This window comes from Stenomitos rutilans, assembly GCF_059505485.1.
Map to the genome: position 1 here is coordinate 84,255 of NZ_JCACKR010000017.1, position 25,433 is coordinate 109,687.

Here is a 25,433-nt window from a genome sequence, read left to right on the forward strand (position 1 = left end):
TGTGATAGTATCGTCATTACTTGGCAAAAGTAAACGCTATGGCAGAAACACAGCCCCCGATCATCGATCTGACTCAGGAAGATGAGCTTTTGCAGATTTTGCCGCGTCCAGCACTGCGATCGAGTGCAAACTTGGGCTGGGATGGTATTTCTGTTCAACAGCATTGGCAACCTGCGTGGGAAGTACCTGAGAATTACGGGATCAAACATATGCTGGTGATGCATAACCATACAACGCCAGTGGAATCGGAACGCTGGTTTGATGGACGGAGGCAGCAGGAGCAAGGCGTTGGGGGTCGCAATAACATTGTGCTTATTCCAGCGATGATTTCGCATCAAGTAACCTGGACACAAGAATGTTCCTTCTCGTTGCTATTTCTCGATCCAAACCGTCTGACTCAAGTAGCTTACGAATCCATCACGGCCGATCGTGTTCAACTCATTCCCCATAGCGCTACGCATGATCCGTTGATTAACCAAATTGGACAATCACTCACGGCAGAATTAGAAAATAATCAGCTACATAGTCGTCTATTTGTAGATGCATTGATGATCGCGCTTTCAATTCATCTACTAAGACATTATTCAGACTGGCAGCAATCTTTGCGCGAAGGTCTAAACGGTCTACCCCAACGTAAGTTAAGACAGGCGATCGAGTACATCAATGAACACCTAAGAGAAGACTTAACGATTGGTGCGATCGCAAATGAGTTAGAGATGAGTCAATACTATTTTTCGCGCTTATTTAAGCAATCCATTGGCGTATCGCCCTATCAATATGTCATGCAGCAGCGAATTGAGCAAGCAAAACATCTGCTGCGAACGACGTCGCTTTCAGTAGCCGCGATCGCGATGCAAACTGGTTTTTCCAATCAGAATCAACTGACGATTCAATTTCGTAAGTTCACAGGTACAACACCCAGCGGCTATCGCAAAAATCTTTAAACTTTAATCAGAGAGCAGGATTCCAATAAATTTGGCAACTATGGATGATTAATCTGGATTCTTTCTTTCAAGCTTTCAGCGCGGGATGAATCGCTGCTATTAAGTAGTAGCGCTACATTCAGGAATACCTATGAAAGTTTGTGAACCAGTTGAGCAACCCAAATTATCAGCACGCCCAGATTTTCCCATTAACCTGACTCAGCTTTACATCAATGGCGAATGGCGTGATTCAGCTAGCGGCAAAACCTTTGCGGCGATCGACCCCACCACTGAAGCTGAAATTGCCCAACTAGCAGAAGGCACTGTTGCAGATGTTGAATTGGCGGTTCAGGCTGCCGAGACTGCCTTTGTTGCCGCTTGGGGACAGATGAGTGGACATGAGCGGGGAGAAATTCTCTGGCGAGTGGGAGATTTGTTCCTTCACTATGGTGAAGAGCTTGCGTTTTTGCAAGCCAAAGAAATGGGGCGACTGTTTACCGATTCTATGACCGTAGACATTCCCCATCTTGCCAATATGTTTCACTATTACGCAGGTTGGGCAAGCAAAATCGAAGGTGCTGTCAAACAAGCTACAAAAGGGCTGCACACCTACACACTTCGAGAGCCACTGGGTGTAGTCGCTGCCATCACACCCTTCAACTTTCCGCTCATACTTTCCATCAGCAAGTTTGCGCCTGCTCTCGCTGCTGGAAATACCCTCATTCACAAACCGGCTTCGGCAACCCCCCTCTCTGCCTTGAAGGTCGCTCAAATCATGCAAGAGGCTGGCGTCCCAGCGGGTGTTTTCAATGTGGTGATGGGGCCAGGTGGTACGGTCGGCAATGCCCTATCCACCCATCCGGGCATTGAAAAGGTGGCAATCACCGGATCGACTGCCAGCGGCATTCGCGTGATTAAAGATTCTGCCGACACGTTGAAGCATTTGACGATGGAACTGGGTGGTAAAAGCGCCAACATTATTTTTGCCGATGCCGATTTGGATGCTGCGACACAAACCGCTTACGACGGCATGTTCTACAATAAAGGCGAAATTTGCTATGCAGGTTCACGAATGTTGGTGGAACGGGCAGTGTACGACGAAGTGGTCGATCGCGTTCGTCAACGGGCATTAAAGACGAAACCGGGAGACCCCCTTGATCCAGGCAGTCAAATGGGGCCGATCGCCAACAAGAGCGAGTACGACAAAGTACTCAACTATATGCAGGTAGGTCAGCAAGATGGGGCGCGACTGGTCGCTGGCGGCAAAGCTGCCGATATCGGTACAGGCAAAGGGTATTTTGTCGAACCAACGGTATTTGCCGATGTTAATAGCGAGATGACGATCGCCCGCGAGGAAACCTTTGGTCCAATTCTTGCCATCATTCCCTTTGATGGGTTTGATCAAGCAATTCAGTTCGCTAACAGTAACCAATATGGATTAGCCTCTGGAGTGCATAGCCGCGATATTAAGAAAGCCCACAAAGCGGCAGCAGCGCTTAAAGCAGGCACAGTTTGGGTCAACACCTACGGGCACTTTGATCCATCGGCTCCCTTTGGTGGCTATAAAATGAGCGGCTATGGGCGTGAACAAGGTTGGGAAGCTCTGGAGTTCTATCTACAGACGAAAACTGTATGGGTTGATCTGTCCTAGTCCTGGCGATGAGAACTGTATCCAGGGTAAAGCTCTATAGAGGAGTTACATGAAAAAGGTTTTGGTGGTAACGACCAGTCACGATCGCTTTGAAGGGGCAAATCCGCATCTAACAGGGGTATGGCTGGAGGAATTTGCCGTACCTTATATTGAGTTGCTCAAACACAATGTTGAGCTAACGGTTGCCAGTCCTAAAGGCGGTGCGATGCCTATTGATCCACGCAGTTTACCCACGCCAGAGCAGGAAGCAGAATGGCAGCCTGCGATCACAGCCGCCACACAGACATTCAAACTAGCTGAGATAAAGTCGGAGGACTTTGACGCTATTTTTATACCGGGGGGGCATGGTCCCATGTTTGACTTGCCCAATGATCCTGACTTACAGCGATTGCTGCCTGAGTTTCAGCAAGCGGGGAAATTGATCGCTTCGATCTGTCACGGGCCGGTTGGATTAGTGGGTGCAGTGCTGGCAGATGGCACTCCCCTGGTGAAAGGGAAAATTTTGACCTCCTACACTTACTCGGAAGAGGTAGCAGCGAAACTGGATCAGGAAGTGCCGTTTATCTTAGAACACCGTCTACAGGAGTTAGGTGCAACATTCATCACAGGTGAAAATAAAGCCGATCACGTTGAGCGGGATGGACAACTGATTACAGGGCAGAATCCCAACTCTAGCGCCAGCATTGCCCAAGCGATCGTCGCGGCTCTCACTGACCAACTTCCACCCATTTTTACGCAGACGACCGAGGCGATCGTCCCTGCCCAAATTACGGCGGAGTTTCCGGTCAATACGTTTCTAGAAAATATTGCGGTTGATCAGCAGGGCGATCTGTTTGTCACAAGCTACGAGGAAGGCAAAATCTATCGCGTCACGCCAACAGGCGGTGTTGCTGACTATGCCACTATTGGCGGCAATTTAGCCGGAATTGCGTTTGAACCTCAAGGCAGTTTGCTGGTCGCTGGCACCAGTGTCGATCAAGTTCAAACTGTTTATCGGATTGATCAAACTGGTGCAATTGCCACACTCCTAACGCTCCCTGACGCGGTTTTTCTCAACGGCATGACTTACTTGAGGGACGATCGCTATCTAATTGCCGATTCCTTTAAAGGCGCAATTTGGGAGATTGATGCTGCTAAGAAAACGGCTCAAATTTGGTTGCAGCATGAACGGCTTGCCCCGTCAGAGTCTAAGTTTCCACCCTTTCCAGCCGCCAACGGTCTTAAGGTTTATCACAATACTCTCTATGTCTCTAATACGCAACGTCAACAGCTGATCCGCATTCCACTGCACAGCGATGGGACTGCCGGATTACTCGAAGTTTTCCTAACAAATGTCAACCTGGATGATTTTGCTTTCGATGTTCAGGGCAATCTCTATGCGGCAACCCACGTTTACAACAGCGTGGTGCGAATTTCGCCGGATGGGCAAGTGACCGCGATCGCCAAAGCCGAACAGGGCATGACAGGCAGCACCGCGATCGCCTTCGGTCATACCGCCGCAGACAACCAGGCCCTTTATGTGACGACCAATGGGGGTATGAGCTTGCCACCTGTTGATGGGGTGCAAGCTGGCAAAGTGGTGCGGCTTGATGTGGGCATCGCAGGACAAAAGCTCATCGCTTAAATTGAATGATTTTCACCAAGACTACAATTCCGGTAAATACACGATGCGCTACATGATTCTCTGCAAACTGAAGCGAGACAGTGATGAATCCAGAAAGACATTGCGGCTAAAGCATCTGGAATACATTCAGGCGAACTATGAGAAGATTGCCTTTGGAGGTCCAACCCTAGATGAGGACGGCATCCCAGAGATGATGATTCTGGTTGTTGCAGTGAGCGACCCCACTGAAGCCAGACACTTCATTGATGCAGAACCTTATTACGCATCGGGTAGAGTTTTTGACTCAATAGAGATTCGTCGCTGGGCACAAGTGATGCCAGAATTGCATACAAATGCTTTGGCATCGGAGATTGAAAAGGAAAAAGCCAAAACTACCCAGGCTTAAAGAATGCTCAATCGATCCAATAAATCATTTAGACACTATGAACTTACAAGATAAAGTGGCTGTTATTACAGGTGCTAGCAGCGGCATTGGTGCTGCTATTGCGACCAATCTAGATGCGGCAGGGATGAAGTTAGTATTGACGGCGCGATCGCAGCAAAAGCTCACTGAGCTGGCGAGCAAATTGCAAAAGGCGGTGATTTTACCCGGTGAAATCACCGATCCAGCGTTGCCTCAACAGCTTTTAGACAAAGCGCTCGCTGAATTCGGTCAGTTAGATGCAGTTATCAACAATGCTGGCGTTATGCATATGATGTCGATCGAAGAGGCTGACATCGAAGCTCTCTGCACCATGATTCGCGTCAACTTTGAAGCTGTTGTTCGCATCAGCTATGCCATGTTGCCATACTTGAAACAGCAGGGCAGTGGGTTCATCGTCAACATATCTAGTATTTCTGGATTAAAAACCACTCCCATGACGGGTGTTTATGATGGCACAAAACACGCCCTCGAAGCTTTTACAGATTCGTTGCGAATGGAACTGGCGGGTTCTGGTGTAGGAGTCGCAACCGTCGAACCTGGAGCCGTCGCCACTAATCTGTATGAGTCTTGGCGGGATCGGGGCAAACAAGGCTTTGATGAAATCGTGCCAGATCCTCTCAAGAGTGAAGATGTTGCTCGGTGTGTGCGGTTTATTCTGGAACAACCCAATGGAGTCCTTGTCCCTCGGTTATTTGTTGTTCCGGCCACCTCTCCGGTTTAAGCCCTTAGGAAAACTGTCAGGCTTATGGCTTTGCAAATAAACCACAGGTTCAACTCTTCTCACTAACGCTAAAGCTAAAAGGAACTCTATGAACATCGGTATTATTGGCGCAGGCAACATGGGTAGCGGCTTGGGTAAAATCTGGGCACAGAACGGGCATCAGGTGATGTTTAGCTACTCCCGCGACATCTCGAAGTTGGAGAAAGTTGCCCAAGCGATCGGTAGCAATGCCAGTGTTGGCACACCCGCTGAAGCCGTTCAGTTTGCTGATGTAGTTGTATTATCGGTGCCCTACGGTTCAGTTGAAGATGCCCTCAACGCAGCCGGTTCACTCAATGGCAAAATTCTTTTCAGTATTGTCAATGCGCTGTTGCCCGATATGAGCGGCATGGCAGCTGGAACCACTACATCAGCCGCCGAGGAAATTGCTAAACTGGCGACCAATGCCCATGTCGTTGAAGCGTTACCCGTGTTTGCTGAAGTTCTCAATTCTGAGTCACGCCGCTTTGGCGATCAGCAAGCGACCGTATTCTACACAGGTGACGACGAGCCGTCAAAACAGGTTGTAGCAAACCTGTTGCGCGAAACGGATGTTGAGCTAGTTGATGCTGGGTCGCTGAAGAACTCGCGCTATGTTGAACCCGCCATGATGCTCTTGATTCAACTGGCGTATACTCAGCAACTTGGACAAGTTGGCTTTAAGCTGCTGCGACGCTGAGATACGATCGCCAGCTAGGGACGAGAGTTGATTGAAGTGTGATCTTGGGTACGGGCGCACGGCCGTGCGCCCCTTACAGAAAACCTCACTTATCGAAGTTATTTAATTCGCGATCCTAACAACCGCGGGCGTTGGTGAACGGAGGGTCTGAATCATTGCGGCACAGGCATATCTCCAAACGTGATACCGATTTAAAGAATGATGACTACAGATCAATTGCTGGGTAGGGTCAAGGCAATGCCTTGACCCTACAAGGTGTGCCGCATTTTCAATTTAATTTGGTATGAGATAGTGCAAAAGCAAGCTGAGCCAATGCCTTTTGAGCCGTGTGACAGGGTTTTTCATGCTTTGACTCTAGGGCGTGTTTTAAAACCCTCGAAAGCCTCCCACCCCCAATTCTGGGGGCTTCCAAACAGGCTTCAAAGTCCCCCAAGCTTGGGGGACTTTGAAGCCCTTTGGGCATACAAGAAAAGGGGGCAGAAGCTTCAGCAACGAAGCGATTAGGAGTTTTACAACACAGCCTAGCGGCCCATCTCTAATCCCATTTCTCTTTAATTGAGCTACAGATGATGCACTTCAACCAGCGATGCTACGCAGGTTCGATCGCTCAAAACTCTCTAGCAACGCGGCGTAAAGCGCTACTCAAAACTGAGAACTGGTATAACTTTGGATCTCCCTGCCCTTTTCACTCTGCTTAAGTCCTATGCTTTCTAGACATTTGGGTAAGCCAGATACCATCTACCTGGTAAAACTCTCCCCGCTGCTCAATGGTAAACCCGCCCAGCAAGAGTGCAAGCCAAAGTTGAATGAGCGGCATCTGGAGCGATCGCTGTAGTTCTGGCAGCGAGACTGCCTGGTGGTGATGTGCTTGTTGCCATTGACCAATGGCGTCTATCCAGGCTGTGACATCTTCGTCGTGGGCGATTGCGAGTGCTTCTTGCTGTGCTTGCTTCTGATCAACCTGCTCTAAAAACGCTAAGAGGTTGTCTTTCTCAACGGTGCCGATCACAGAATTGGACGACTGCGATGTTTGGTGTTTCAACGGCGAATCCCCTAAAACTGCTTCCAGATTGAGCGACATCGTGTGTCGCAAAACCTCCTGAAGCATGGCCGTTGTTAAAACTGGTTCAGCCTGGACAGGATTGTGTTTTTCTTCCCAATCCTCTAATAATTGATCGGCACGAGCCGCCAGGATGCCAGTGAGTTGAGCCAAAAGATCGCCTGCTAGCTTCAGATGCAAGTGTGGCGGCAGGAGGTTTAGCAAGTCGTCAAAGTCGCTTAGCAGTTGACGCAGATTGGCAGAGCGAGGGGACGCGATCGCGGCTTGCACTGCCAGGTCTAGGTTGCGTTTTGGCTGTTCTGCCTGTATCTTGGCGCTTTGCTGCGAAGAAATTTCCATGAGTCAGACGCTTACCAGCCCAATCCGGCAGGCTGAGTGATGGCTTGCTGAGTCTAGTTTGCTTTCCGTAGTGGCACTCCAAGTCTCTTCCAGATACTCTAAACGAGCCTCCCTTTTGGCATCGGCTTGGAGTTGGCTCGAATCGAGATTGGCAAAAGTTGGCGCTGCTAAATCCAAAAAACGGGTGATCGCCCACTCTACAACCTGAGTCTCACTCAGCCCTGTACGGGCGGCATCGTCTGGCAAGACGGCTGCAACGTGCTCAGGCAAAAACTTCAAGCTGCCTGTATTGAGCGTTGAGGAGCATCCGGGTGCTGAGCGTGCACTCATGGCTAAGACCCCAGTGAAGGACTGTACTGATTATAAGATGGCTGAAAAACAAAAATTACCTGGCCTACACTGGGCGCTTGATCAGATCATCATCGGTCATCTTTCAATGGGCATGAGGGAATAGGGCAGTGCTGCACTGGCCTTTCTTTGATGACATCCTCGAAGCGAGTGACAGCAAACCGTTGGTGCAGGTCGCTCAAAAGTGCCTTGATGTAGTCGGATACTTTGTCTGCTCTCATGCCCATGCAATGTATAGGTTTGACTTCCATGATTTTTTCATCACCTTGCCAAACCTCTGCCGCTACCGCATGTACAGGTGTATCGGCAGCTTGGCGATACAGAACCAGGATGGCAGCTGGCGCAGTTGGTCGTAGCGGTGGTTCAACTTCAATGATTGCAGACGGTTGATGGGCAACAGGCAAGGCAAGCTTTCTGTGCCTTTGCGGTTTGCGGCTTTTGTCATCCCAGTGACGGTACTGGGACTGTTCCAGCGTCCAGATTTGGGTTTTGAGGTGCTCGATCTGCCGTTCGAGCTGCTGCACTTGCTTACCACGATCGCACGCTGCCTCGTAATGAGCGATTTGTTCCACTGGAATGTAAAGGCTCTTCTTCCCATTGGGAAGGAGCTTGCCTCTGCCAGCCCGAAGCCGTGCATATTTGCAGTCTTCTTTAGCTGCCTTGGAAGCCGATCCGCCTGCTGGCGATCGCTCAAGGCGGACTCCGATGAGATAATCTCCAGCTCCCTTTAAAGTTTCCATCTCTGCTTCTAAAGAGGACAACTGGTGCTGTAAGGCTTCATTTGAGGACGGCATAAGTATTCGTGTCACAAATTGCTTTCACTATATGTAACACGAATACCTGCTCAAACATGAGATCCGAGCTAGAAGTACCGGGCTTGGTCATCGTTTAATCATTCCAGCCCTGATAGCTCTGTTCGCTTGGTCTGCAAAAATTTCTCCATGCGTTCCAGGGTCATCAGTAAGTTTTGGTGTTCTACTGGAGACATCTTATTGGCCTTTTGAAAGTTAACTGCCTGGATGCGAGCCTCAATCTTTTCTAACCCAGCGATGATGGGATGTGCTTTTGTTTGAGGCGATAGAGTCTGCTCAGGGTTTGCTACGAGTTGCTTGATTTGAGTTTTGAGGGTTTCTACGCTCCAGCCCTCTTCTATAGTCAATTTCAGCAATCGTTCTCTACACTTTTCATCCTCCACTTGCGCGATCGCTAAAGCCTTCGTATACGCAAGTTGCCCTGTGTTATACATCGCTAACACGTCTTCAGGCAAATTTAGTAGCCTTAGCCTCACTGAGACAAACGATTGCCAGGAAATGTCAGGTGCAACTTCTCTAAAGACATGTTGAATTGCCTGTTCCTGGTCTGAGGGAATCGGCGCTGCTTTTGCTTCCGCTGCATTCTTCATTTGGTACAGCAGCTTGATCACTTCAGTTTCATTGAGTTCGAGCGTGAGTGATAGCAAGTAGAGTAGTTCCTTCGTATCATCAAGCTCATTAAGGTTGCGACGGCGAGCATTCTCAATTCTCGATAGTTTGACGGCTGTAACATCATCAGTTTCAACAATATCGACCTTGATCGTGCTCAATCCAGCCTCGATCGCGGCTTCTAAACGTGACTCCCCAGCAATTAAACGTACTGAGCTATCCGTGAGCCGCTGCACCCAAATTGAGCCGCGAAACCCGTAAAGCCGGATCGATTCTACTAGCTCCGCATGAGCTACAGGATCTTTTTCGCGTCGTGACTGATAAGGGCGACGCTTGATCTGAGCAATAGGAATTTCAATCCCTTCTCTGATCGACTGGCTTCCTACTGCTCGCTCTAGTTTTTGGCGGAGTTGCTCTCGCTCTGCTTCTAAGGTCTCTACCTTTTTTTTGAGTTCTGCTTGAACATTCAGAGATTTTTGACTACTAGACAAAAATTCTCTGGCGCTTGGTCTTTGAACTGGCATTGGCATTCCTCTAATTTTTCTTGTTCAGCAAGCTTTGAATCGCATCAACAATTGGCTCAAAATCTTTACAGGCTTCATTTCCAGGACGGTAAAGATACAACGGTGCAATGCCACGATTAGCGGCATTTTCAAAATGTTTATTTTCACGAATTGCTGGGAAGCAATGAACGTCTTGATCCTCAAAAATATCCTTGATTTCGGTCGCAAACATTTGCTGATCAGCATTTTTGGCAACTTTCATGGGGACTCCTCCCAGAATCTGAGGCGGCGGAATCAGATTTAACTCTTCGGACTCACTTCGAATCATTTGAAGTAAGGAATCCACACCTGATATTTTGATACTCATAGGACTAGGAATCAGAATGTGAGTTGCTGCTGCTAAGGCGCAGTAACTCAAAACATCAAGGGATGCTGGTGAGTCAAGCAAGATCACCTCAGCCGGGGGTGGAAATTTTTTGAAGGTTTTTTGTAGCACATACTCTCTACCCGTCCGGGCTGGTAAATCGAGGGCAACCGAGACCATAATATCCCCACCTAAACATAAGCCAAACTTTTCTGGTGCTGCTTGCTTCCAGGTAGGGAAAGCAACAGGGTAGTTTCCATTAAACTGTCTTGAGAAGAGTGCAGCGCTGGTCTGCTCTGCGTCGATTGGAGACTCTAGTCCGCAAAAGCGAGCTAAAGAGCCATTAGTGTCAAGATCTACCAAAAGCGTTTTAACGCCGTGCTGCGCTAACCGATAGCCAATGTGAATACTCAAAGTCGTTTTTCCGACGCCTCCGGCGTTAGAAGCGATCCAAATTACAACTGCCTCTGCCATTGTCTTAAATCCTTTTACACGTAAATACTTTTATTAGCTTTGCAATGTGCCTGATCTCGTTGACTTCTAAAGCCTTTAATCCATCTCTGGCCTGCTCGGCTGATAGAGTTAGAAAAACGTTTTTCTAAAAAGCTGACTCTCTGAGAGAACAACGTTCTAGATAGGACTTACGCAGCCGCCCCCTTTCCTTGTATGCCCAGAGCAGGGTGTTTTCATATAAGGAAATCAAATGAGCAACGGATGGCAAACCGATGAAACGGATGAGTTAGGTGGCTTTTTGTTTGGGTTATCTGTTTCATCCGCTCCACAATCTGTTGCCAACCTTTTTTCTTCTGATACATGAAACCACCCTCTTTCCTTGTATGCCCAGAGGGCTTTAAGCCCCTAATTCTGAAAACTTTGAGTGCTTGCCCCCCGGAGCTGAGTGCTAGGGCGTGTTTTAAAACCCCCGGAAGCCCTCAACTCCCAACTTTGGGGGCTTACAAACCAGCTTCAAAGTCCCCCAGCATGGGAGACTTTGAAGCCCTTTAGGCATACAAGGAAAGGAGCCAGAAGCTATCAGCAATGAAACGATTGAAGTTTTAAAGCACTGCCTGAGAGGCTAGTTTTGCGAGAATTTGCATACGTCCTACTAAAAATACTCTACTTCGATTTTTGCTTTTCGGATCTATTTTTAATCACTTCCTGCTTATTTAACGTTGTTAGATTAGAAAAACGTTTTTCTAACGGTTGTGGCTAGCTTGTAAATTGCTTTTATTGAGTCGTGGTCTGGCTTGGAACCGTTAAAGCGCTTAAATCTTCTTTCTATAAGCGACAAGTGATACCAATTTGAATTGAAAATGCAACACACCCTGTAGGAGCAAGGCCTTGCCTTACTCCTACCCACCGATTGATCTGTAGCCGTCATTCTTTAAATTGGTATGAGAACGCGTGAAGAAAATAACGAATGCAGGCGGATTAGAGCTGAGCTGACCTACTGCTGGTCGATGAAGACTTACTTCAAACTGATGTGGGAATTTGATCGCTTTCACGAGCAGATTGATCACCACGCTAAAGACGATCAATCAGTCCTGGGGACTGTGGAGGGGGCGCAAACGATGCAATAGATCCATCAACTGCCGCCCATCTTCCAGATAGGTGACGTACTCAGTGTCACTCAGTTGAATGTTTTTCCCTTCCATATCCGCTCCGTAGTGTTCTGCTATGACCACGATCGGCGTCTGGCTGTCAAGGTTTGCGCGTTGTCGAATGCGCTGTCCGCTCACCACATGCTCCTGGATTGATTGCCGTACCTGGTTCAGCAAAATGAGAACAGGGCAGAGACTGCTGCCCCTGGTGAGGTCGATCGCATCGGCTTCATTGAGCGCCACAATGACCTGAAAGCCGTGATTACGAAGATTTTGGCTGAGGATGGGTCGTACCTGATTATCCTCCTCAACGAGTAAAATCGTGGGTGACAGGTCGCTATTCATACTAAATCTCGCTTGCTGGAAACCAGCAAGCGATCGTATTCATCTTTGACGGTTTTAAAGCACTCGCAGGAACGGGCTTCCAGTCCAGCCTGGTTCAAAATGTGAATATGTCCGCGTCTGTAGCGAATGAGTCCCATGTCCTGAAGCATTTGGGCTGCCTGGGTGACTCCCGATCGGCGTACACCTAGCATTTCTGCAATAAACTCATGAGTTAATTTCAGCTCGTTTGAAGCGATGCGACTTTGGGCCTCCAGTAGCCAGCGTGCCAGGCGCTGGTCTAGCATGTGTGCGCTGTTGCAAGCGGCGGTTTGTGAAACCTGAGCAATAAAGGCTTGCGTGTAGCGCAATAAAACGACACGCAGCTCTTGATCACGGTCAAATTCTTCTTGCAATCGCTGCGCCTTTAGTTTGATCGCTCTGCCAGAAATTTGTACGGTGTACTCTGTCTGGGTGGTCTCTTTTCTACCCATGAAAGCATTGATGCCGAGCATTTCACGGCAACCCACCACACCCGTTTCAACCACCTTACCATCGCTCATGGTAACGGTGATTGAGAGGAGACAGTCGATGGGAAAGTAGACCGCCTCAAGTGCATCGCCCGGTTCGTGAAGTCGCTTGCCTTGCTCTAAGAAGACAGTTTGGAAGGAAGGAGCAAGCCTTTGATATGCCTCAGGGGGAAACGACTCAAGGAGATAATTTTCTTTACCCATGTTGGTGTTCTTAACGTGATCGCGAACAGAATCAACCTTGAAGCTTGTTTGAACAGGCATGTTTAGATCCCGTCTTTAAAGAATTGCGGTTGTCGCAATGACAGATGTAATACCAATTTGAATTGAAAATGCGACACATCCTGTAGGGGCAAGGCAATGCCTTGCCCCTACCCACTGATTGATCTGTAGCCGTCATTCTTTAAATCGGTATAAAATTCTTGATTGCAAAATTTTGTCCATCATGAAGCGAGAGTCGGTATATCATTCGTATGCAAATTTTAACATGAAGTACTGAGTACGAATATGCATGATTGTATAGAAAAAGCTTTAAGATGAGATTGTCGTCAGCATACTAGCCACGTATGTCACCAGTAGAAAGAGTTCAATTTGACCTAGAAGCACTCAAGACCCAACGAGCACAGGTTGTTGAGGAAGGCTGGTTTTTGCAACATTGCTGGTTGGTACAGGTAAAACCCGGAGGTACTGCCCAGACCAACTGCAAGTATTGGCAGGTACGAAGCCGCCAACCGCTCTTTAATGGCAAGACCCTAAAACACCTGAAAGCGCATGAAGTGGAGGCTTACAGTGCCGCGATCGCACGGGGACGACAGCTCAAGCAGATCGATCGCCAAATTGAAAAACTGCAAAAACAGCTTGGGCAACAAACAGCCAAAACAGACGTCTTAGGTCGCTCCTTCGCATTAACCGCACAGGAACCGCCCCTCCCGGTGCCGATGCTGGTGGGTGGTCATCCGCGATCAGAGGCAGCGGCGATACAGCCTCTCACGCTAGAAGCTATTGATGCGACCGAACAAGAGCGCCTTGTCAAAGAAGTGCTTGCTAGTAGTCGGGAGCTGAGAGCTTCACTGCGGCAGTCAGTGGCGCTTTGCAGACAATTAGGGGCAAGGAATGTTAACCTGAGAAACGGCTATCCTCACATTCGGTAGCAGCGAAGTATAGAGCAGAGACGCTATCTGTAACGTCCCTACTGCTATCTGTAACGTCCCTACTGTGGATCTGCAAGATAGCGAATTTTAAATTGGTATCACTTGCCTGGGAAGCGTCATACACGCTTTAGGGCATTGTCTTAATTCATGTTGTCGCCAATTAAGCGATCAAACTCCGCTTTAATGACGGCATAACACTCACAGCTTGTCTCTTCTAACCCGGCTCGATCCAAAACGGTGATTTTGCCGTAACGAGAAGAAATGAAGCCTGCGTTTTGTAACCTAGCCGCGACATCACTGACACTGGCTCGCCGCACTCCCAGCATTGCAGATAAGAATTCGTGGGTGAGCGGAAATTCATCGGTTCCTACGCGATCGCGCGTCAAGAGCAGCCAGCGGCAGCAGCGTTGCTCAATGGAGTGAACTCGGTTACACAGCGCCGTTTGCGAAATAAAGTTAAATAGGGCTTGCGTAAAACGGTGCAGCACATTATACAGAGTGGTGCCCTGAGTGACTTGCGTTTGAAAGTCTTCAGTGCGCATTCTCAAGGCCTCTCCTGAGATTTGACAGATGCCTAAACCTGGAATTTGCGTGGCTCCCAAAAAGACGGGTAGCCCCACCATGCCTTCATTGCCGATCGTCGCCACTTCGACCAGGTCACCATTTGACGTTAACGCCAGCAGTGAGCAAACCCCTGCTAAGGGAAAGTAGACAAACTCGATCGGCACATTTGGCTGATAAAGCTCTTGTTTGAGCCTGAGAGAAACGGGTTCTAGATAAGGCTGAAGTCGTTCGTATTCTTCACTGGGCAGGCTAGCCAGCAGCCGATTGTTGACAGGTGGAAAATCTGGAGTCACAAAGGTTTGCCTGACTACGTCGCTTCTTGTCTAACGGGATAACACAGAAACGGAGGGAAACACCTCTGACGCAAGGGGAACTTTACTGTAAACAAAGAATGTACGCTAGAGTACAGCTGATAGAGAGACAATTGTACGGTGCAGTACAATTTTTGCCTTTGGCTCAATCTTCAGGAGTCTGTGCTTGTGAACGCCCTCATCCAGCATCCGCAACATCGCCTTTGCTCCCAATTTCCCAATATCGCCTTTTATGTTGTGGCACTGGTCGCTTCAACGGGCGGCATCGCCGCACTCTGTACCATTCTGGCTGCCTTACCGGCTGATTTTCCCGCCGCGATTCTGGTTGTGCTACACCTCAGCCCTCATTCCCCCAGCTACCTGCCTGAAATTTTAAGTCGGCGAACGGCGTTACAGGTCAAGCCTGCCGCAACCGGAGAGGTTTTGCGTCCAGGCACCGTTTATGTCGCGGTTCCGGCTCATCACCTGATGATGCAGCCGAACGGGACGCTGATGCTTTTGGATACACCCAAAATGAATTTTGTTCGCCCTGCTGCCGACAAACTGTTGATGTCAATGGCGACCGTTTACAAGGCACGATCGATCGCGGTAGTACTGACAGGCAACGGCTCTGATGGTGCCCTGGGTATCCTTTGCATTAAGAAGCACGGAGGGGCGACGATCGCTCAGGATCAAGCGACCTCTGAGTTTTTTGGGATGCCAGGAGCAGCCATTGCCACAGGCACCGTGGATTGGGTGTTGCCGTTAGACGCGATCGCCGACAGGCTAATGCATCTGATAGCAGCGTAGTACATTCCACTTTTTGTAGATCTACAAAAGGCGGAGTGATTTAATCCGCAAGCTTAAGCGTTGTTTGTGGTTGGTAGCCAATCAAGACACTAAATGGTTTCACTAGATTTTAATTCTTGCTCTAAATTGTCCTGACTCAAGATTTCGTTGCTCATCACGGCTTGCCGCACTAGTTTTGCTCGTCGCTTGGCATCCTCGGCTTTTTGCAACAGCAAGTCTGCCGCCTCATGCTCATTCACCTCGTGCAGATGCTTGGCGGTGTGAGTCATCAACATCTCACTTTCTTCGATCGTGCGAATACCATCCCAGAGCGACTCTTCGATCGACTGGGTCACTTCGGCTAATAGAGAGTTGAGCGAATAGGCGTGCCCAGTGTGGCAACGAAAGCGAATCAGGTTATTTTCTTTTAACTGCAACAAAATCCCATGACACTCAGGACAGGTAAAGGGAGAAAGTCCGCCTAGCTTCATAATCCCCAGCTCCAATCCATTGTCTTCTCGCGCAATGCCCACTTCGATCTCCATCTTTTCAGACATCGGTTCCTCCTGCGTGGGAATGGCTTTGTTCACTAAAGCCTCTAACAACGCTCCCATCTCGCTCATCGACACACAATAATCCGCGTCTACTGCTTGCATTGCCGCTTTGGGCATGGAGGAGTGCAGGGCATCCAACGGGTCTTGCACAATGGCAATGCCGCCGCGCTCTTTAATAGCGTACATCCCAGCCGCGCCATCATCCAGGGTACCAGATAGCACCACGCCGATCACTCGCGCTCCGTATGACCAGGCAGCAGAGCGAAACAACACATCAACCGCTGGACGAAAGCGGTTTTCTTTGGGGCCCCGCGAGAGCCTTACCCTCCCTGGCTCCACCAACAGATGGCGATCGGGCGGAGCCACGTAAATGCGACCCGGTTGAATCGGCTCCTGGTCGATCGCATGGGCTACGGCCAGAGGAGTGAACCGGGCCAAAATTTTGGGCAACAAACTTGGATAGTCTGGAGCGATGTGCCAAACAATGAAAATTGCCGCCGGAAAGTCAGAGGGCAATTGAGCAACCAGCGTTTCAAAGGCTGCGAGTCCTCCAGCGGATGCTCCAATGACGACGATATCTGGCTTTGACACACAACACTCCTGATCACCAGAAAGCTAACTCTAATGCACTACGCTAACACGCGCACTCAACAGGCGACACTACCTTAGTGCTAGTTCAAGCGTGATTAAGCGGTGGTAAGTTTGTGTTAAGGATCGTGGATTAGATAAAACCGACAAATGTTTGCAGGTAAGGGCGCACGGCCGTGCGCCCCTACGAGAAATGCCGAAGCTATTAAGTGTTTGTTCGTAAGTGCAATCGCCTGCCGATCTTGCCGTGTAATTAAAGTGCTTCCAGATCAAACTGTGCAATCAGTTGAAGTCAGGACTTACGCAGTGGCTCCCTTTTCTTGTATGCCCAAAGGGCTTTAAGCCTCCAATTTTGGGGGAACAGAGCCAATTAAACCCCCCAGCATTGGGGGTTCGGGGGCAAGTGCGTAAGTCCTAACAATAACTTATGCAATTTGACTGGGACGAAAATAAGGCAGCGCGCCTCATCAGTGCAAGGGAAGTGACACGAACCGGGCGAGAAGCTAAAAGCTCCTGCACGAACCGAACAGATTCCGGTTACTCATCTAGAATCAGCGTAGTCAACGCAGCTAACAGCGACAAAATATGGCACCCAGACGCATTTCCAGAAAAGCTCAACCTAACCCTTCGGATGATAATGCTTCGGATGGCAAGGCTCCGAGTGAGCCACAGCCGGATAGTGACAATCAAACCAGTGTCAATTCAACAGGCAGTGATCAAATCGGCAACGACCATGAAGTCTTTCCGGTCGTGGGGGTTGGTGCATCTGCCGGAGGCTTGGAAGCGTTTACCCAATTGCTGCATCATTTGTCAACCAATACGGGTATGGCGTTTGTCCTGATTCAGCATATGCCTGCCGATCGCGAAAGCGGGTTGAGTGCCATTCTGGGTAGAGCCACTGCTATGCCCGTGCAGGAAGCGCAAGAGGGGATGATAGTAGCACCCAATCAGATCTATGTCATTCCGCCCAATGTGTCAATGACGATCGTGGAGGGGGCGCTTCGGCTCAAGCCGCGCTCAAAGGCGCTCGGTGCCTTTATGTCGGTAGACGCGTTTTTGCTCTCCCTGGCAGAGGAGCGGGGCAACAAAGCGATCGGCATCATTCTGTCGGGGGGCGATTCCGATGGAGCGCGGGGGATTGAAGCGATCAAAGGGGTGGGGGGTGTCACCTTTGCCCAATCTGACAGTACGGCACAAGTCGACAGTATGCCTAACACGGCGGTTGCCACAGGCGAAGTAGACTTCGTTTTGCCGCCCGACCAAATTGCCGAGAAACTGGCAGAAATTAGCCGTCATCCCTACATTGCCAGCTCTCTCCCCGTTGCACTGGAAGTTATTCCAGCCAACAGCCAGGATGCCCTCACGGTGATCTTCAGTTTGCTGCGGCGCACCACTGGCGTTGACTTTACCCACTATAAGCAGACTACTTTAAATCGCCGGATCCAGCGACGGATGGTGTTGTACAAGCTAGAGCACCTGGAGGATTATGCTCGCTATCTTCAGAACAACGCGACAGAAGTGATGGCGCTCTATCAAGATTGCTTAATTCATGTCACCAGTTTCTTCCGCGACCCGGAAAGCTTTGATGCCTTAAAAAGCACCGTCTTTCCCGTCATTCTCAAAGATCGATCGCCCGGTACACCCATTCGGATCTGGGTAGCGGGCTGTTCCACGGGGGAGGAAGCCTACTCGATCGCCATTTGCCTGCTAGAGTTTCTCGCCGATCAGTCGCCCCGCACGCCGATCCAAATCTATGCCACTGACATCAGTGAGATGGCGATCGAACATGCCCGCAACGGTTTCTATACGGCGAGCCAGGTTGCCAATGTTGCTCCCCAACGGCTCTATCGGTTTTTTGTCCAGGTTGAGGGAGGCTATCAGATCAGTAAAGCCGTGCGCGAACTGTGCGTCTTTGCCCGCCAAAACCTGATTGGTGATCCACCCTTTTCGCGGCTGGACTTAATTAGCTGTCGTAATGTGTTGATCTATCTAGGCAACGCCTTGCAGAAAAGGCTCTTGCCCATTCTCCATTACGGGTTAAAGTCCACCGGGTTTCTCATGTTAGGTACGTCAGAAACCATCGGTGACTTTACAGACCTGTTCACGCTGAACGACAAAAAGAACAAAATTTATGCCAAAAAGCTGACAACGGCTCGACCCAATATTGAGCTGACCGCCAACTCTTATACACCAGCGATGATCAATCCCCAACTGGTCGTGGCTGGGCCTTTTCCCAACGACTTAGAGCTGCAACGAGAAGCCGATCGCATTGTGTTGAATCAATACGCCCCCGCTGGAGTAGTGATTGATGCCAACCTGGAAATTCTGCAATTTCGGGGACAGACCAGCCCCTACCTGGAACCAACACCGGGTCGCGCCAGCTTAAACCTGTTGAGCATGGCGAAAGATGAATTGCGGCGAGAGTTGCAATCTGCCATCTATCAGGCAAAACAACAGAATTTGCCCGTCAAGCGAGATGGCTTACCCGTGAACATTTACCCCGACGGAGGAACAGCCTCGCAGCAGATGCGGCAAGTCGCCATCAAGGTCACCCCTTTTCAGTTGGGGAACGCTCAGGAGTGTTTTTTAGTGCTGTTTGAAGATGCTCCGATGCTGGAGTTACCCCCTATAACCGACGATGGCAGCAGCACCCCAAAGCGCAAGGCCAGAGAAACTCAGGAGATCAATCGGCTTAAACAAGAACTGGCCGCAACGCGAGAGCATCTGCAATCGATCATTGAGGAGCAACAAGCCACTAATCAAGACTTGCGCGCCGCTAACGAAGAAATTTTGTCGAGCAATGAAGAGTTGCAGAGTACGAATGAGGAATTGGAGACGGCAAAAGAAGAAATTCAGGCGGTGAATGAAGAACTGAGCACCGTGAATGACGAGCTGCGCCGCCGCACCCAGGAAGCCACTCAAGTCAGCAACGATTTGCAGAATTTACTCAACAGCATTCAGATCCCCATCTTAATGCTGGGTGCGGATCTGCAAATTCGGCAGTTTACCCCCGCCATTGAAGGTATTTTTAACCTGATCTCGACCGACGTTGGGCGACCCCTGAGCGACATTACCCACAAGCTGAATCTGCCCAACTTAGAGCAACAAATTTTGGAGGTGATTCGGACGCTCAATTTAAGGACTCAGGAGATTCAAGACCGGGATGGACACTGGTATCATTTGCAAATTCGTCCCTATCGCACGCTCGACAACAAGATCGATGGGGCAGTATTGGTCTTGATTGATATTGATGAACTCAAACGCGGTAATGCCCAATTGCTCCAAGCCAGAAGCTACGCCGCTGCGATCGTCGAAACTATTTGGGAACCGCTGCTTGTGCTCAATGATGAGTTGCAGATCATCACCGCCAATTATTCATTCTACGAGGCGTTTCAGGTTGCGCCTGTGCAAACCGAGCAGCAGTCGCTGTTTGAACTGGGCGACGGACAGTGGGACATTCCCCAACTGCGATCGCAGCTTGAAGCGATTCTTGCTGACAATACCCAGTTTCAAGATTTTGTGGTTGAGCATCATTTTGAACAAATCGGACGTAAAGTCATGCGGCTCAAAGCGCGCAAAATGCCCAAGATTGATAGCACTCAGATGATTCTACTGGCGGTCGAAGACATCACTAATTAGCCGTTAGAAACGGTAGCCTGACGGTTGTTGTGCATATTTCAGGCGATGCAGTACTTACAGTAGTGATTGTTTGGCTAAGCCACAGTCCTTTGAGAACGGGTGTGAGGTTTTGGAGGTATGGAAGCGATTCAATAATGGTTAGTTTCATGCGTATGGATTCCTCAACACTGCATGCTGATTTCGCCGCTGCGCTCAGTGGGGTTTGTCAGGTTATTGATTGGGATTATGGCGAAGTTTGGCTACCCAATCTAGAAATAAATCTACTCGAACTCAGTCCAGTTTGGCATGGGCACCCAAACCGAAGCTCCGATCGCCTGGAAGACTTGAGAAAGTTTAGAGCCTGTAGTGAAAAATTTGCTTTATCCATTGACGAAGGCTTGCCAGGAAGAATTTGGCGATCGCGACAGCCTGAGTGGATTAACGATGTTTCCATGCAGTCAGAAAGTTACTTTCTGCGTAACCAAATTGCGAAAGCATTCAGCATTAAAGCTGGCTTTGGCTTTCCAGCGTTCTGTGAACAAGAAATCATAGGGATTTTCGTCTTTTTCACCGATTGCGCTTGCGAGAAAAACACTGATTTAATTGAACGTGCGATCGCGGCGGCAACTTTATCCATTTCATAAGTTGATCACTTTTGGCTCCACTGTTGCCTCTAGCACAGCGCAGCAAAAGTTCTGCAACGTCGGTTGCAAGAGTGCTGAGTGCTGTAGCTTGCTTCCGCTTTGCGGTGGACTGAGTAGCGCTCAAGCATGTTGCATCATTTTAAGCTCATACCGATTTAAAGAATGACGGCTACAGATCAATCGGTGGGTAGGGGCAAGGCATTGCCTTGCCCCTACAGGATGTGTCGCATTTTCAATTCAAATTGGTATCAGAGCAAGGCTTCAGCCTACAGATAGATAACAGAAGGGAGATCTCCGTCAAAAGTGGTAGGTAGCTCTCTCTCTATTTTTCCCGTAAGATGCGCTCCCAACCCAAATCGCATCGGCTACAACAACTCGCGATCGCTCAATTCGTGCGGGAACTGCGCGCTATAATGCAGCTCTCCCAAGAAAAGTTTGCTGACGAATTAGGCATGACCTTTGCCACCATCAATCGGTGGGAAAATGGACGCGCCACGCTGTCTCCTTTAGCACTCAAGCAAATTGACACATTATTGAACCAACTGGCTCAGGCCCCTAATGTAACGTTGCGGGAACGGAGCCAGGCTCTTCGAGGCAAATATTTTCTGGCAAAGGAAGCAAACGCATGAGGGGTGGAAGGAGAAACCAGAGCAGTCGCTTGCTTCACTTTGGGATAGCCATTTTCAGTGTGGTTGTAGCACTGGGACTGACGAAGCTGCTGGCACCGTGGCTCTATCCCACCGTTACGCCCCTCTTTTTTGTGGCAGTTATGGTCAGTGCGTGGGTGGGAGGCTGGGAAGCGGGGTTGCTGGCGACCGTTTTGTCCATGCTAGCCATTGGCTACTTCTGGATTGAGCCACGCTACTCCTTACAAATTTTTGGCATTAGAACGATCGTGCAGTTGGGCCTGTTTGCGATCGCAGCAGGAGTCATCAGCTGGCTCAGTCGGTCACGCTACAGGGCACTCGCCGATGCTAGAGCACACGATCAGACGCTCCGAGAAACTATGGAACGCGAGGCAGCAGCGCGAACCAGGGGCAGTCAGACGGAGGAAGCACTTTGGCAAAGTGAAGCCCGCTTTCGTGCAGTAGCGGCGAACCTGCCCCAGGGAGCGGTGTTTGTGGTCGATCGCGATTTGCGCTATCTCCTGGCGGAGGGCAAAGCGCTTGAAGATGCAGGCATGACGTCTGAAGACCTGGTGGGTAAAACCATTTGGGAGGCACTCGACCTAGACCTGGCGGCGACCTATGAACCCAACTACCGCCAAGCGCTAAAGGGTGAACCGTTTAGCCATGAGCATGACAGCCACGATCGCCACTACATTTCTCACGGCACTCCATTGGTGAACGATCAGGGTGAGATCTATGCCGTGCTGGCAATATCCTATGACATCACTGATCGCAAACGCCGCGAAGCCAACCTTGTCTTTTTAGCTGAAATCCAGAACGACTGCGCCCATCTCACCACGGCTGATGCCATGATGCAAACCGTTGGTGCGAAAATCGGCTCCTATTTGAATCTTTCGATCTGTGCCTTTGTAGATGTGGACGAGGCCCAGGATCGGGCGATCGTGCAGCACAACTGGCATCGAGCAGACGCACCAAACCTAATGGGCACGTATCGCATTTCTGAGTTTGTATCGGAAGCATTCTACATTGCGGTACGGGCTGGAGAGATTGTCATCGTTAACGATACGAATACAGATCCGCGTACCCATGCAGAGAACTGTGCCGCACTTAACATCCAGGCATTCATCCACGTGCCATTTCTGCGCGATGGGCAATGGAAGTTTCTCTTCAACGGGTATGACTCGCGTCCGCGTCAGTGGCGAGCGGATGAGATTGATTTATTCCGTGAACTCGCTAACCAGATCTTTCCACGCCTGGAGCGTGCTCGCGCAGAGGAAGCCACTGCTGCCGATCTGCGAGATACGCAACTGCTGCAAGAACTGGGGGCACGATTCGTCACAGAAGGCGACATTCAAACCCTGTATCAAGAGATTTTGTCTGCCGCGATCGCGCTCACCCGCGCCAATGGCGGAACGGTGCAGATGCTTGACAGTGCAACGCAGAAGTTGCTGACGCTTGCCAGCCAGGGCTTTAGTCGCGCTGTCTTTGAGCATTTCTACCGCCTTGATGCCAGTTCCAACACCTCCTGCGACATTGCCCTGAGAACGGGCGATCGCACCTTTATTGATTTTGATGTCCCCGCTAGCGAAGACCCCGATGGTTCACGCCGAATGCATCTGGAGGCGGGTTATCGCTCGGCTCAGTCCACGCCGCTGATCACCCGTTCTGGCAGGGCGATCGGCATGGTTTCCACCCATTGGAGTGACCACTATCGACCCAGCGATCGCGAGTTGCGGTTCCTCGATCTCCTGGCGCGTCAAGCCGCCGACCTGATTGAGCAACGGCAATCTGAGCAAGCCTTGCGCGACAGTGAAGCACGATTGCAATTGGCTTCAGCCGCCTCTTGCCTGGGAGTGTGGTTTTGGGATCTGGAAATGGGTTGCCTCACCTGGTCTGAACAATGTAAGGCGCTGTTTGGTTTACCACCGGACACGGAGATGTCTTACGACACCTTTCTGGCAGCCCTGCACCCAGATGATCGCGATCGTGCACACGCTGCCGTGACTCATTCCATTAACCATCACGCCGACTACGACATTGAATACCGCACCTGTTGGCAAGACGGTAGCGTACATTGGATTGCGGCGAAAGGTTCCTGCACCTATGACCTGACAGGTAAACCCATACGGATGACAGGGGTCGCACTGGATATCAGCGATCGCAAACAAGTCGAATACGAGCGAGAGCAACTCCTGAGCCGAGAGCAATACTACACCACCAAACTGCACGAGTTGAATCAAGCGGCGATCGCGCTCAACGCTACCCTCTCTATTGAAGCCGTGCTAAACGTTGTAACGGCACAAGCCTACCGCATCATTGGTACTCATCAAGCGGTGATCAACATCGTGTTTGAGCAGAACTGGACGGAAGCGATTACCGTCGCTCACCTCTCGGATAAATATGCCCAGTGGCGAGACTACGACGCACAAATAGACGGGACGGGCATCTATGCCCTGATTTGTCAGATCAGCCAACCCATCCGCATGACTCAAGCTGAACTGGAAGCGCATCCTCGCTGGCGGGGCTTTGGTGCAGAAGCTAGAAACCATCCTCCCATGCGGGGTTGGTTAGCTGCACCGTTAGTCGGGCGAGATGGGCAAACCGTTGGGCTGATTCAACTTTCCGATAAATATGTGGGTGAGTTTACTGAGGAAGACGAAGCGCTGCTGGTGCAACTGGCGCAGATGGCATCGGTAGCGGTGGAAAGTGCGCGATCGTACCAAGGAGAACAGCACGCACGGAAATCAGCCGAAGCTGCACGAGAATCAGCTGATCGCGCCAATCGCGTCAAGGATGAGTTTTTGGCGGTGTTGTCTCACGAGTTGCGATCGCCCCTTAACCCAATCCTCGGTTGGTCGAAACTCTTGCGACAAGGCAGACTAGACGCCGCAAAAACCGAGCAGGCACTCAAGACGATCGAACGCAACGCCCAACTGCAATCGGAACTGATTGAAGACCTGCTGGATGTCTCCCGCATTTTGCAAGGAAAACTCAGTCTCAACATTAGCGCAGTCAATTTAGCAACGGTGATGCGAGCGGCAATGGAAACGGTGCGTCTGGCGGCGGAAGCCAAAGGGATAGAAGTGAAGTGTGAGTTGAGAGGAGTGGCGAGTGAAGAACCAGACCTCCCCGCACCTCTCCCTGCTGACTTGTCAGCCTTTATGGTTTCGGGTGATGCTACTCGCTTACAACAAGTCGTGTGGAACTTGCTTTCCAATGCGGTGAAGTTTACCCCTGCTGGGGGGCATGTGGCAGTGAAACTGGCATCAGTAGACAATCAAGCTCAAATGACCATCCGTGATAATGGCAAAGGCATTGCGCCAGAGTTCTTACCGCATGTCTTTGACTATTTCCAGCAAGAAGATAGCGCCACCACGCGCAGGTTTGGTGGCTTAGGGTTAGGGTTAGCGATCGTCCGCCAGATTGTGGAACTGCACGGCGGCACCGTTTGGGCAGAGAGCCAGGGCGAAGGGTTAGGAGCCACGTTTACGGTCAGGCTACCGTTAATAAAAAGACAGGAAGATGGGGAGACGGGGGGATGGGGAGAAAATGCTCACACCCCACACCCCACACCCCACGCCCCTCTCACTGGTTTACACATTCTGGTGGTGGATGATGATTCTGACTCGCGTGACTTCATTGCCTTTGTGATCGGGCAGGCGGGGGCAACCGTAAGCATCGCGGCTTCTGGGGCAGAAGCCATTGCCCTGCTGCTGCAATCCCAAGTCGATGTGCTGCTGAGTGATGTTGGGATGCCGGATATGGATGGCTATATGCTGATGCAGCAGGTGAGAGGTCTTCCACCTGAGCAAAATGGACAGGTGAAGGCGATCGCTCTCACCGCCTACGCTGGAGACTTTAACTACCAACAGGCCTTGCAAGCCGGATTTCAACAGCATGTGAGTAAACCCATTGCACCAGAAGCGTTGGTGAAGGCGATCACCGCTCTATTGAGGGGCAACCCATGATGCCCGAACCCCAACCACACCCGAAACGGCCAGCAGTGGCGTTTCAAATGGAACATAGAAGCCAGCAGCTCTAAAACGGATTGAAGCGTG

General features: G+C 50.2%; 21 protein-coding genes and 1 pseudogene. 12 read left to right on the top strand and 10 right to left on the bottom strand.

Annotation, left to right across the window (positions count from 1 at the left end):
* Nucleotides 1-38: 38 nt before the first annotated feature.
* From AC5JLP_RS01720 to AC5JLP_RS01745, 6 genes and pseudogenes are all read left to right on the top strand, one after another.
* Nucleotides 39-944, top strand: coding sequence for a helix-turn-helix domain-containing protein (locus AC5JLP_RS01720; protein WP_496066165.1), 906 nt, complete (start codon nucleotides 39-41; stop codon nucleotides 942-944).
* A 130-nt stretch (nucleotides 945-1,074) separates the two neighbouring features.
* Nucleotides 1,075-2,574 carry an aldehyde dehydrogenase family protein gene (locus AC5JLP_RS01725; protein WP_496066166.1) on the top strand — a complete coding sequence of 500 codons (1,500 nt, stop codon included), beginning with the start codon at nucleotides 1,075-1,077 and terminating at the stop codon, nucleotides 2,572-2,574.
* Nucleotides 2,575-2,623: 49 nt separating this feature from the next.
* On the top strand, nucleotides 2,624-4,198 hold the full coding sequence (locus tag AC5JLP_RS01730; protein ID WP_496066167.1) for a DJ-1/PfpI family protein: 1,575 nt from the start codon (nucleotides 2,624-2,626) through the stop codon (nucleotides 4,196-4,198).
* 1 nt (nucleotide 4,199) lies between these two features.
* The gene (locus AC5JLP_RS01735; protein ID WP_496066168.1) at nucleotides 4,200-4,583 is read left to right on the top strand and encodes a YciI family protein; all 384 of its coding nucleotides are present in this window, start codon (nucleotides 4,200-4,202) and stop codon (nucleotides 4,581-4,583) included.
* Between the two features lie 37 nt (nucleotides 4,584-4,620).
* The gene (locus AC5JLP_RS01740; RefSeq protein ID WP_496066169.1) at nucleotides 4,621-5,343 is read left to right on the top strand and encodes an SDR family oxidoreductase; all 723 of its coding nucleotides are present in this window, start codon (nucleotides 4,621-4,623) and stop codon (nucleotides 5,341-5,343) included.
* Between the two features lie 73 nt (nucleotides 5,344-5,416).
* Nucleotides 5,417-6,061, top strand: a pseudogene (locus AC5JLP_RS01745) (NADPH-dependent F420 reductase); the annotation flags it as partial.
* Between the two features lie 694 nt (nucleotides 6,062-6,755).
* Here the strand turns inward: AC5JLP_RS01745 and AC5JLP_RS01750 are convergent.
* From AC5JLP_RS01750 to AC5JLP_RS01780, 7 genes are all read right to left on the bottom strand, one after another.
* On the bottom strand, nucleotides 6,756-7,460 hold the full coding sequence (locus tag AC5JLP_RS01750) for a hypothetical protein (protein ID WP_496066170.1): 705 nt from the start codon (nucleotides 7,458-7,460) through the stop codon (nucleotides 6,756-6,758).
* A 3-nt stretch (nucleotides 7,461-7,463) separates the two neighbouring features.
* On the bottom strand, nucleotides 7,464-7,790 hold the full coding sequence (locus AC5JLP_RS01755) for a hypothetical protein (RefSeq protein WP_496066171.1): 327 nt from the start codon (nucleotides 7,788-7,790) through the stop codon (nucleotides 7,464-7,466).
* A gap of 89 nt (nucleotides 7,791-7,879) precedes the next feature.
* A complete protein-coding gene (locus AC5JLP_RS01760) occupies nucleotides 7,880-8,602 on the bottom strand; it encodes a hypothetical protein (RefSeq protein ID WP_496066172.1) in 723 nt (240 codons plus the stop codon).
* Nucleotides 8,603-8,700: 98 nt separating this feature from the next.
* Complete coding sequence (locus AC5JLP_RS01765; RefSeq protein WP_496066173.1) at nucleotides 8,701-9,753, bottom strand: ParB/RepB/Spo0J family partition protein; 1,053 nt, start codon at nucleotides 9,751-9,753, stop codon at nucleotides 8,701-8,703.
* 10 nt (nucleotides 9,754-9,763) lie between these two features.
* On the bottom strand, nucleotides 9,764-10,570 hold the full coding sequence (locus AC5JLP_RS01770; RefSeq protein WP_496066174.1) for a ParA family protein: 807 nt from the start codon (nucleotides 10,568-10,570) through the stop codon (nucleotides 9,764-9,766).
* A 1,064-nt stretch (nucleotides 10,571-11,634) separates the two neighbouring features.
* Entirely contained in the window at nucleotides 11,635-12,042 is a 408-nt protein-coding gene (locus AC5JLP_RS01775; RefSeq protein ID WP_496066175.1) for a PleD family two-component system response regulator, read from the bottom strand.
* Nucleotides 12,039-12,752, bottom strand: a complete 714-nt coding sequence (locus AC5JLP_RS01780; RefSeq protein ID WP_496066176.1) for a Crp/Fnr family transcriptional regulator — start codon at nucleotides 12,750-12,752, stop codon at nucleotides 12,039-12,041. The genes AC5JLP_RS01775 and AC5JLP_RS01780 overlap by 4 nt, the downstream gene beginning before the upstream one ends.
* Nucleotides 12,753-13,114: 362 nt before the next feature.
* On the opposite strand from AC5JLP_RS01780, the gene AC5JLP_RS01785 reads away from it, so the two are divergent.
* Complete coding sequence (locus tag AC5JLP_RS01785; protein ID WP_496066177.1) at nucleotides 13,115-13,699, top strand: hypothetical protein; 585 nt, start codon at nucleotides 13,115-13,117, stop codon at nucleotides 13,697-13,699.
* A 140-nt stretch (nucleotides 13,700-13,839) separates the two neighbouring features.
* On the opposite strand, the gene AC5JLP_RS01790 is transcribed toward AC5JLP_RS01785, so the two are convergent.
* Nucleotides 13,840-14,556 (bottom strand): Crp/Fnr family transcriptional regulator, encoded by a 717-nt coding sequence (locus AC5JLP_RS01790; RefSeq protein ID WP_496066178.1) that lies wholly within the window; start codon nucleotides 14,554-14,556, stop codon nucleotides 13,840-13,842.
* A 186-nt stretch (nucleotides 14,557-14,742) separates the two neighbouring features.
* On the opposite strand from AC5JLP_RS01790, the gene AC5JLP_RS01795 reads away from it, so the two are divergent.
* Nucleotides 14,743-15,363: a chemotaxis protein CheB gene (locus tag AC5JLP_RS01795; protein WP_496066179.1), complete on the top strand. Its 621-nt coding sequence runs from the start codon at nucleotides 14,743-14,745 to the stop codon at nucleotides 15,361-15,363.
* An 89-nt stretch (nucleotides 15,364-15,452) separates the two neighbouring features.
* Here the strand turns inward: AC5JLP_RS01795 and AC5JLP_RS01800 are convergent, their stop codons facing one another.
* Nucleotides 15,453-16,487: a chemotaxis protein CheB gene (locus AC5JLP_RS01800; RefSeq protein ID WP_496066180.1), complete on the bottom strand. Its 1,035-nt coding sequence runs from the start codon at nucleotides 16,485-16,487 to the stop codon at nucleotides 15,453-15,455.
* Nucleotides 16,488-17,069: 582 nt separating this feature from the next.
* On the opposite strand from AC5JLP_RS01800, the gene AC5JLP_RS01805 reads away from it, so the two are divergent.
* Nucleotides 17,070-20,123 (top strand): chemotaxis protein CheB, encoded by a 3,054-nt coding sequence (locus tag AC5JLP_RS01805; RefSeq protein ID WP_496066181.1) that lies wholly within the window; start codon nucleotides 17,070-17,072, stop codon nucleotides 20,121-20,123.
* Here AC5JLP_RS01805 and AC5JLP_RS01810 read toward each other — a convergent pair.
* Nucleotides 20,116-20,271, bottom strand: a complete 156-nt coding sequence (locus AC5JLP_RS01810; RefSeq protein WP_496066182.1) for a hypothetical protein — start codon at nucleotides 20,269-20,271, stop codon at nucleotides 20,116-20,118. The genes AC5JLP_RS01805 and AC5JLP_RS01810 overlap by 8 nt on opposite strands.
* Here AC5JLP_RS01810 and AC5JLP_RS01815 point away from each other — a divergent pair.
* The 3 genes from AC5JLP_RS01815 to AC5JLP_RS01825 all read left to right on the top strand — a co-directional run bounded on the left by AC5JLP_RS01815 (nucleotide 20,270) and on the right by AC5JLP_RS01825 (nucleotide 25,343).
* Entirely contained in the window at nucleotides 20,270-20,746 is a 477-nt protein-coding gene (locus tag AC5JLP_RS01815; RefSeq protein ID WP_496066183.1) for a hypothetical protein, read from the top strand. The two genes, AC5JLP_RS01810 and AC5JLP_RS01815, sit on opposite strands and share 2 nt — an antisense overlap.
* A gap of 338 nt (nucleotides 20,747-21,084) precedes the next feature.
* The gene (locus AC5JLP_RS01820) at nucleotides 21,085-21,375 is read left to right on the top strand and encodes a helix-turn-helix domain-containing protein (RefSeq protein ID WP_496066184.1); all 291 of its coding nucleotides are present in this window, start codon (nucleotides 21,085-21,087) and stop codon (nucleotides 21,373-21,375) included.
* On the top strand, nucleotides 21,372-25,343 hold the full coding sequence (locus tag AC5JLP_RS01825; protein ID WP_496066185.1) for a GAF domain-containing protein: 3,972 nt from the start codon (nucleotides 21,372-21,374) through the stop codon (nucleotides 25,341-25,343). The genes AC5JLP_RS01820 and AC5JLP_RS01825 overlap by 4 nt, the downstream gene beginning before the upstream one ends.
* The last annotated feature ends 90 nt before the right edge of the window (nucleotides 25,344-25,433 follow it).

Bases quoted from the DNA above. Each gene is read 5' to 3' on its own strand.
- AC5JLP_RS01770 (WP_496066174.1), bottom strand. From the start codon at position 10,570: ATGGCAGAGGCAGTTGTAATTTGGATCGCTTCTAACGCCGGAGGCGTC.
- AC5JLP_RS01805 (WP_496066181.1), top strand. From the start codon at position 17,070: ATGGCACCCAGACGCATTTCCAGAAAAGCTCAACCTAACCCTTCGGAT.
- AC5JLP_RS01765 (WP_496066173.1), bottom strand. From the start codon at position 9,753: ATGCCAGTTCAAAGACCAAGCGCCAGAGAATTTTTGTCTAGTAGTCAA.
- AC5JLP_RS01815 (WP_496066183.1), top strand. From the start codon at position 20,270: ATGCGTATGGATTCCTCAACACTGCATGCTGATTTCGCCGCTGCGCTC.
- AC5JLP_RS01760 (WP_496066172.1), bottom strand. From the start codon at position 8,602: ATGCCGTCCTCAAATGAAGCCTTACAGCACCAGTTGTCCTCTTTAGAA.
- AC5JLP_RS01820 (WP_496066184.1), top strand. From the start codon at position 21,085: ATGCGCTCCCAACCCAAATCGCATCGGCTACAACAACTCGCGATCGCT.
- AC5JLP_RS01740 (WP_496066169.1), top strand. From the start codon at position 4,621: ATGAACTTACAAGATAAAGTGGCTGTTATTACAGGTGCTAGCAGCGGC.
- AC5JLP_RS01780 (WP_496066176.1), bottom strand. From the start codon at position 12,752: ATGGGTAAAGAAAATTATCTCCTTGAGTCGTTTCCCCCTGAGGCATAT.
- AC5JLP_RS01720 (WP_496066165.1), top strand. From the start codon at position 39: ATGGCAGAAACACAGCCCCCGATCATCGATCTGACTCAGGAAGATGAG.
- AC5JLP_RS01810 (WP_496066182.1), bottom strand. From the start codon at position 20,271: ATGAAACTAACCATTATTGAATCGCTTCCATACCTCCAAAACCTCACA.
- AC5JLP_RS01725 (WP_496066166.1), top strand. From the start codon at position 1,075: ATGAAAGTTTGTGAACCAGTTGAGCAACCCAAATTATCAGCACGCCCA.
- AC5JLP_RS01755 (WP_496066171.1), bottom strand. From the start codon at position 7,790: ATGAGTGCACGCTCAGCACCCGGATGCTCCTCAACGCTCAATACAGGC.
- AC5JLP_RS01750 (WP_496066170.1), bottom strand. From the start codon at position 7,460: ATGGAAATTTCTTCGCAGCAAAGCGCCAAGATACAGGCAGAACAGCCA.
- AC5JLP_RS01785 (WP_496066177.1), top strand. From the start codon at position 13,115: ATGTCACCAGTAGAAAGAGTTCAATTTGACCTAGAAGCACTCAAGACC.
- AC5JLP_RS01825 (WP_496066185.1), top strand. From the start codon at position 21,372: ATGAGGGGTGGAAGGAGAAACCAGAGCAGTCGCTTGCTTCACTTTGGG.
- AC5JLP_RS01775 (WP_496066175.1), bottom strand. From the start codon at position 12,042: ATGAATAGCGACCTGTCACCCACGATTTTACTCGTTGAGGAGGATAAT.
- AC5JLP_RS01730 (WP_496066167.1), top strand. From the start codon at position 2,624: ATGAAAAAGGTTTTGGTGGTAACGACCAGTCACGATCGCTTTGAAGGG.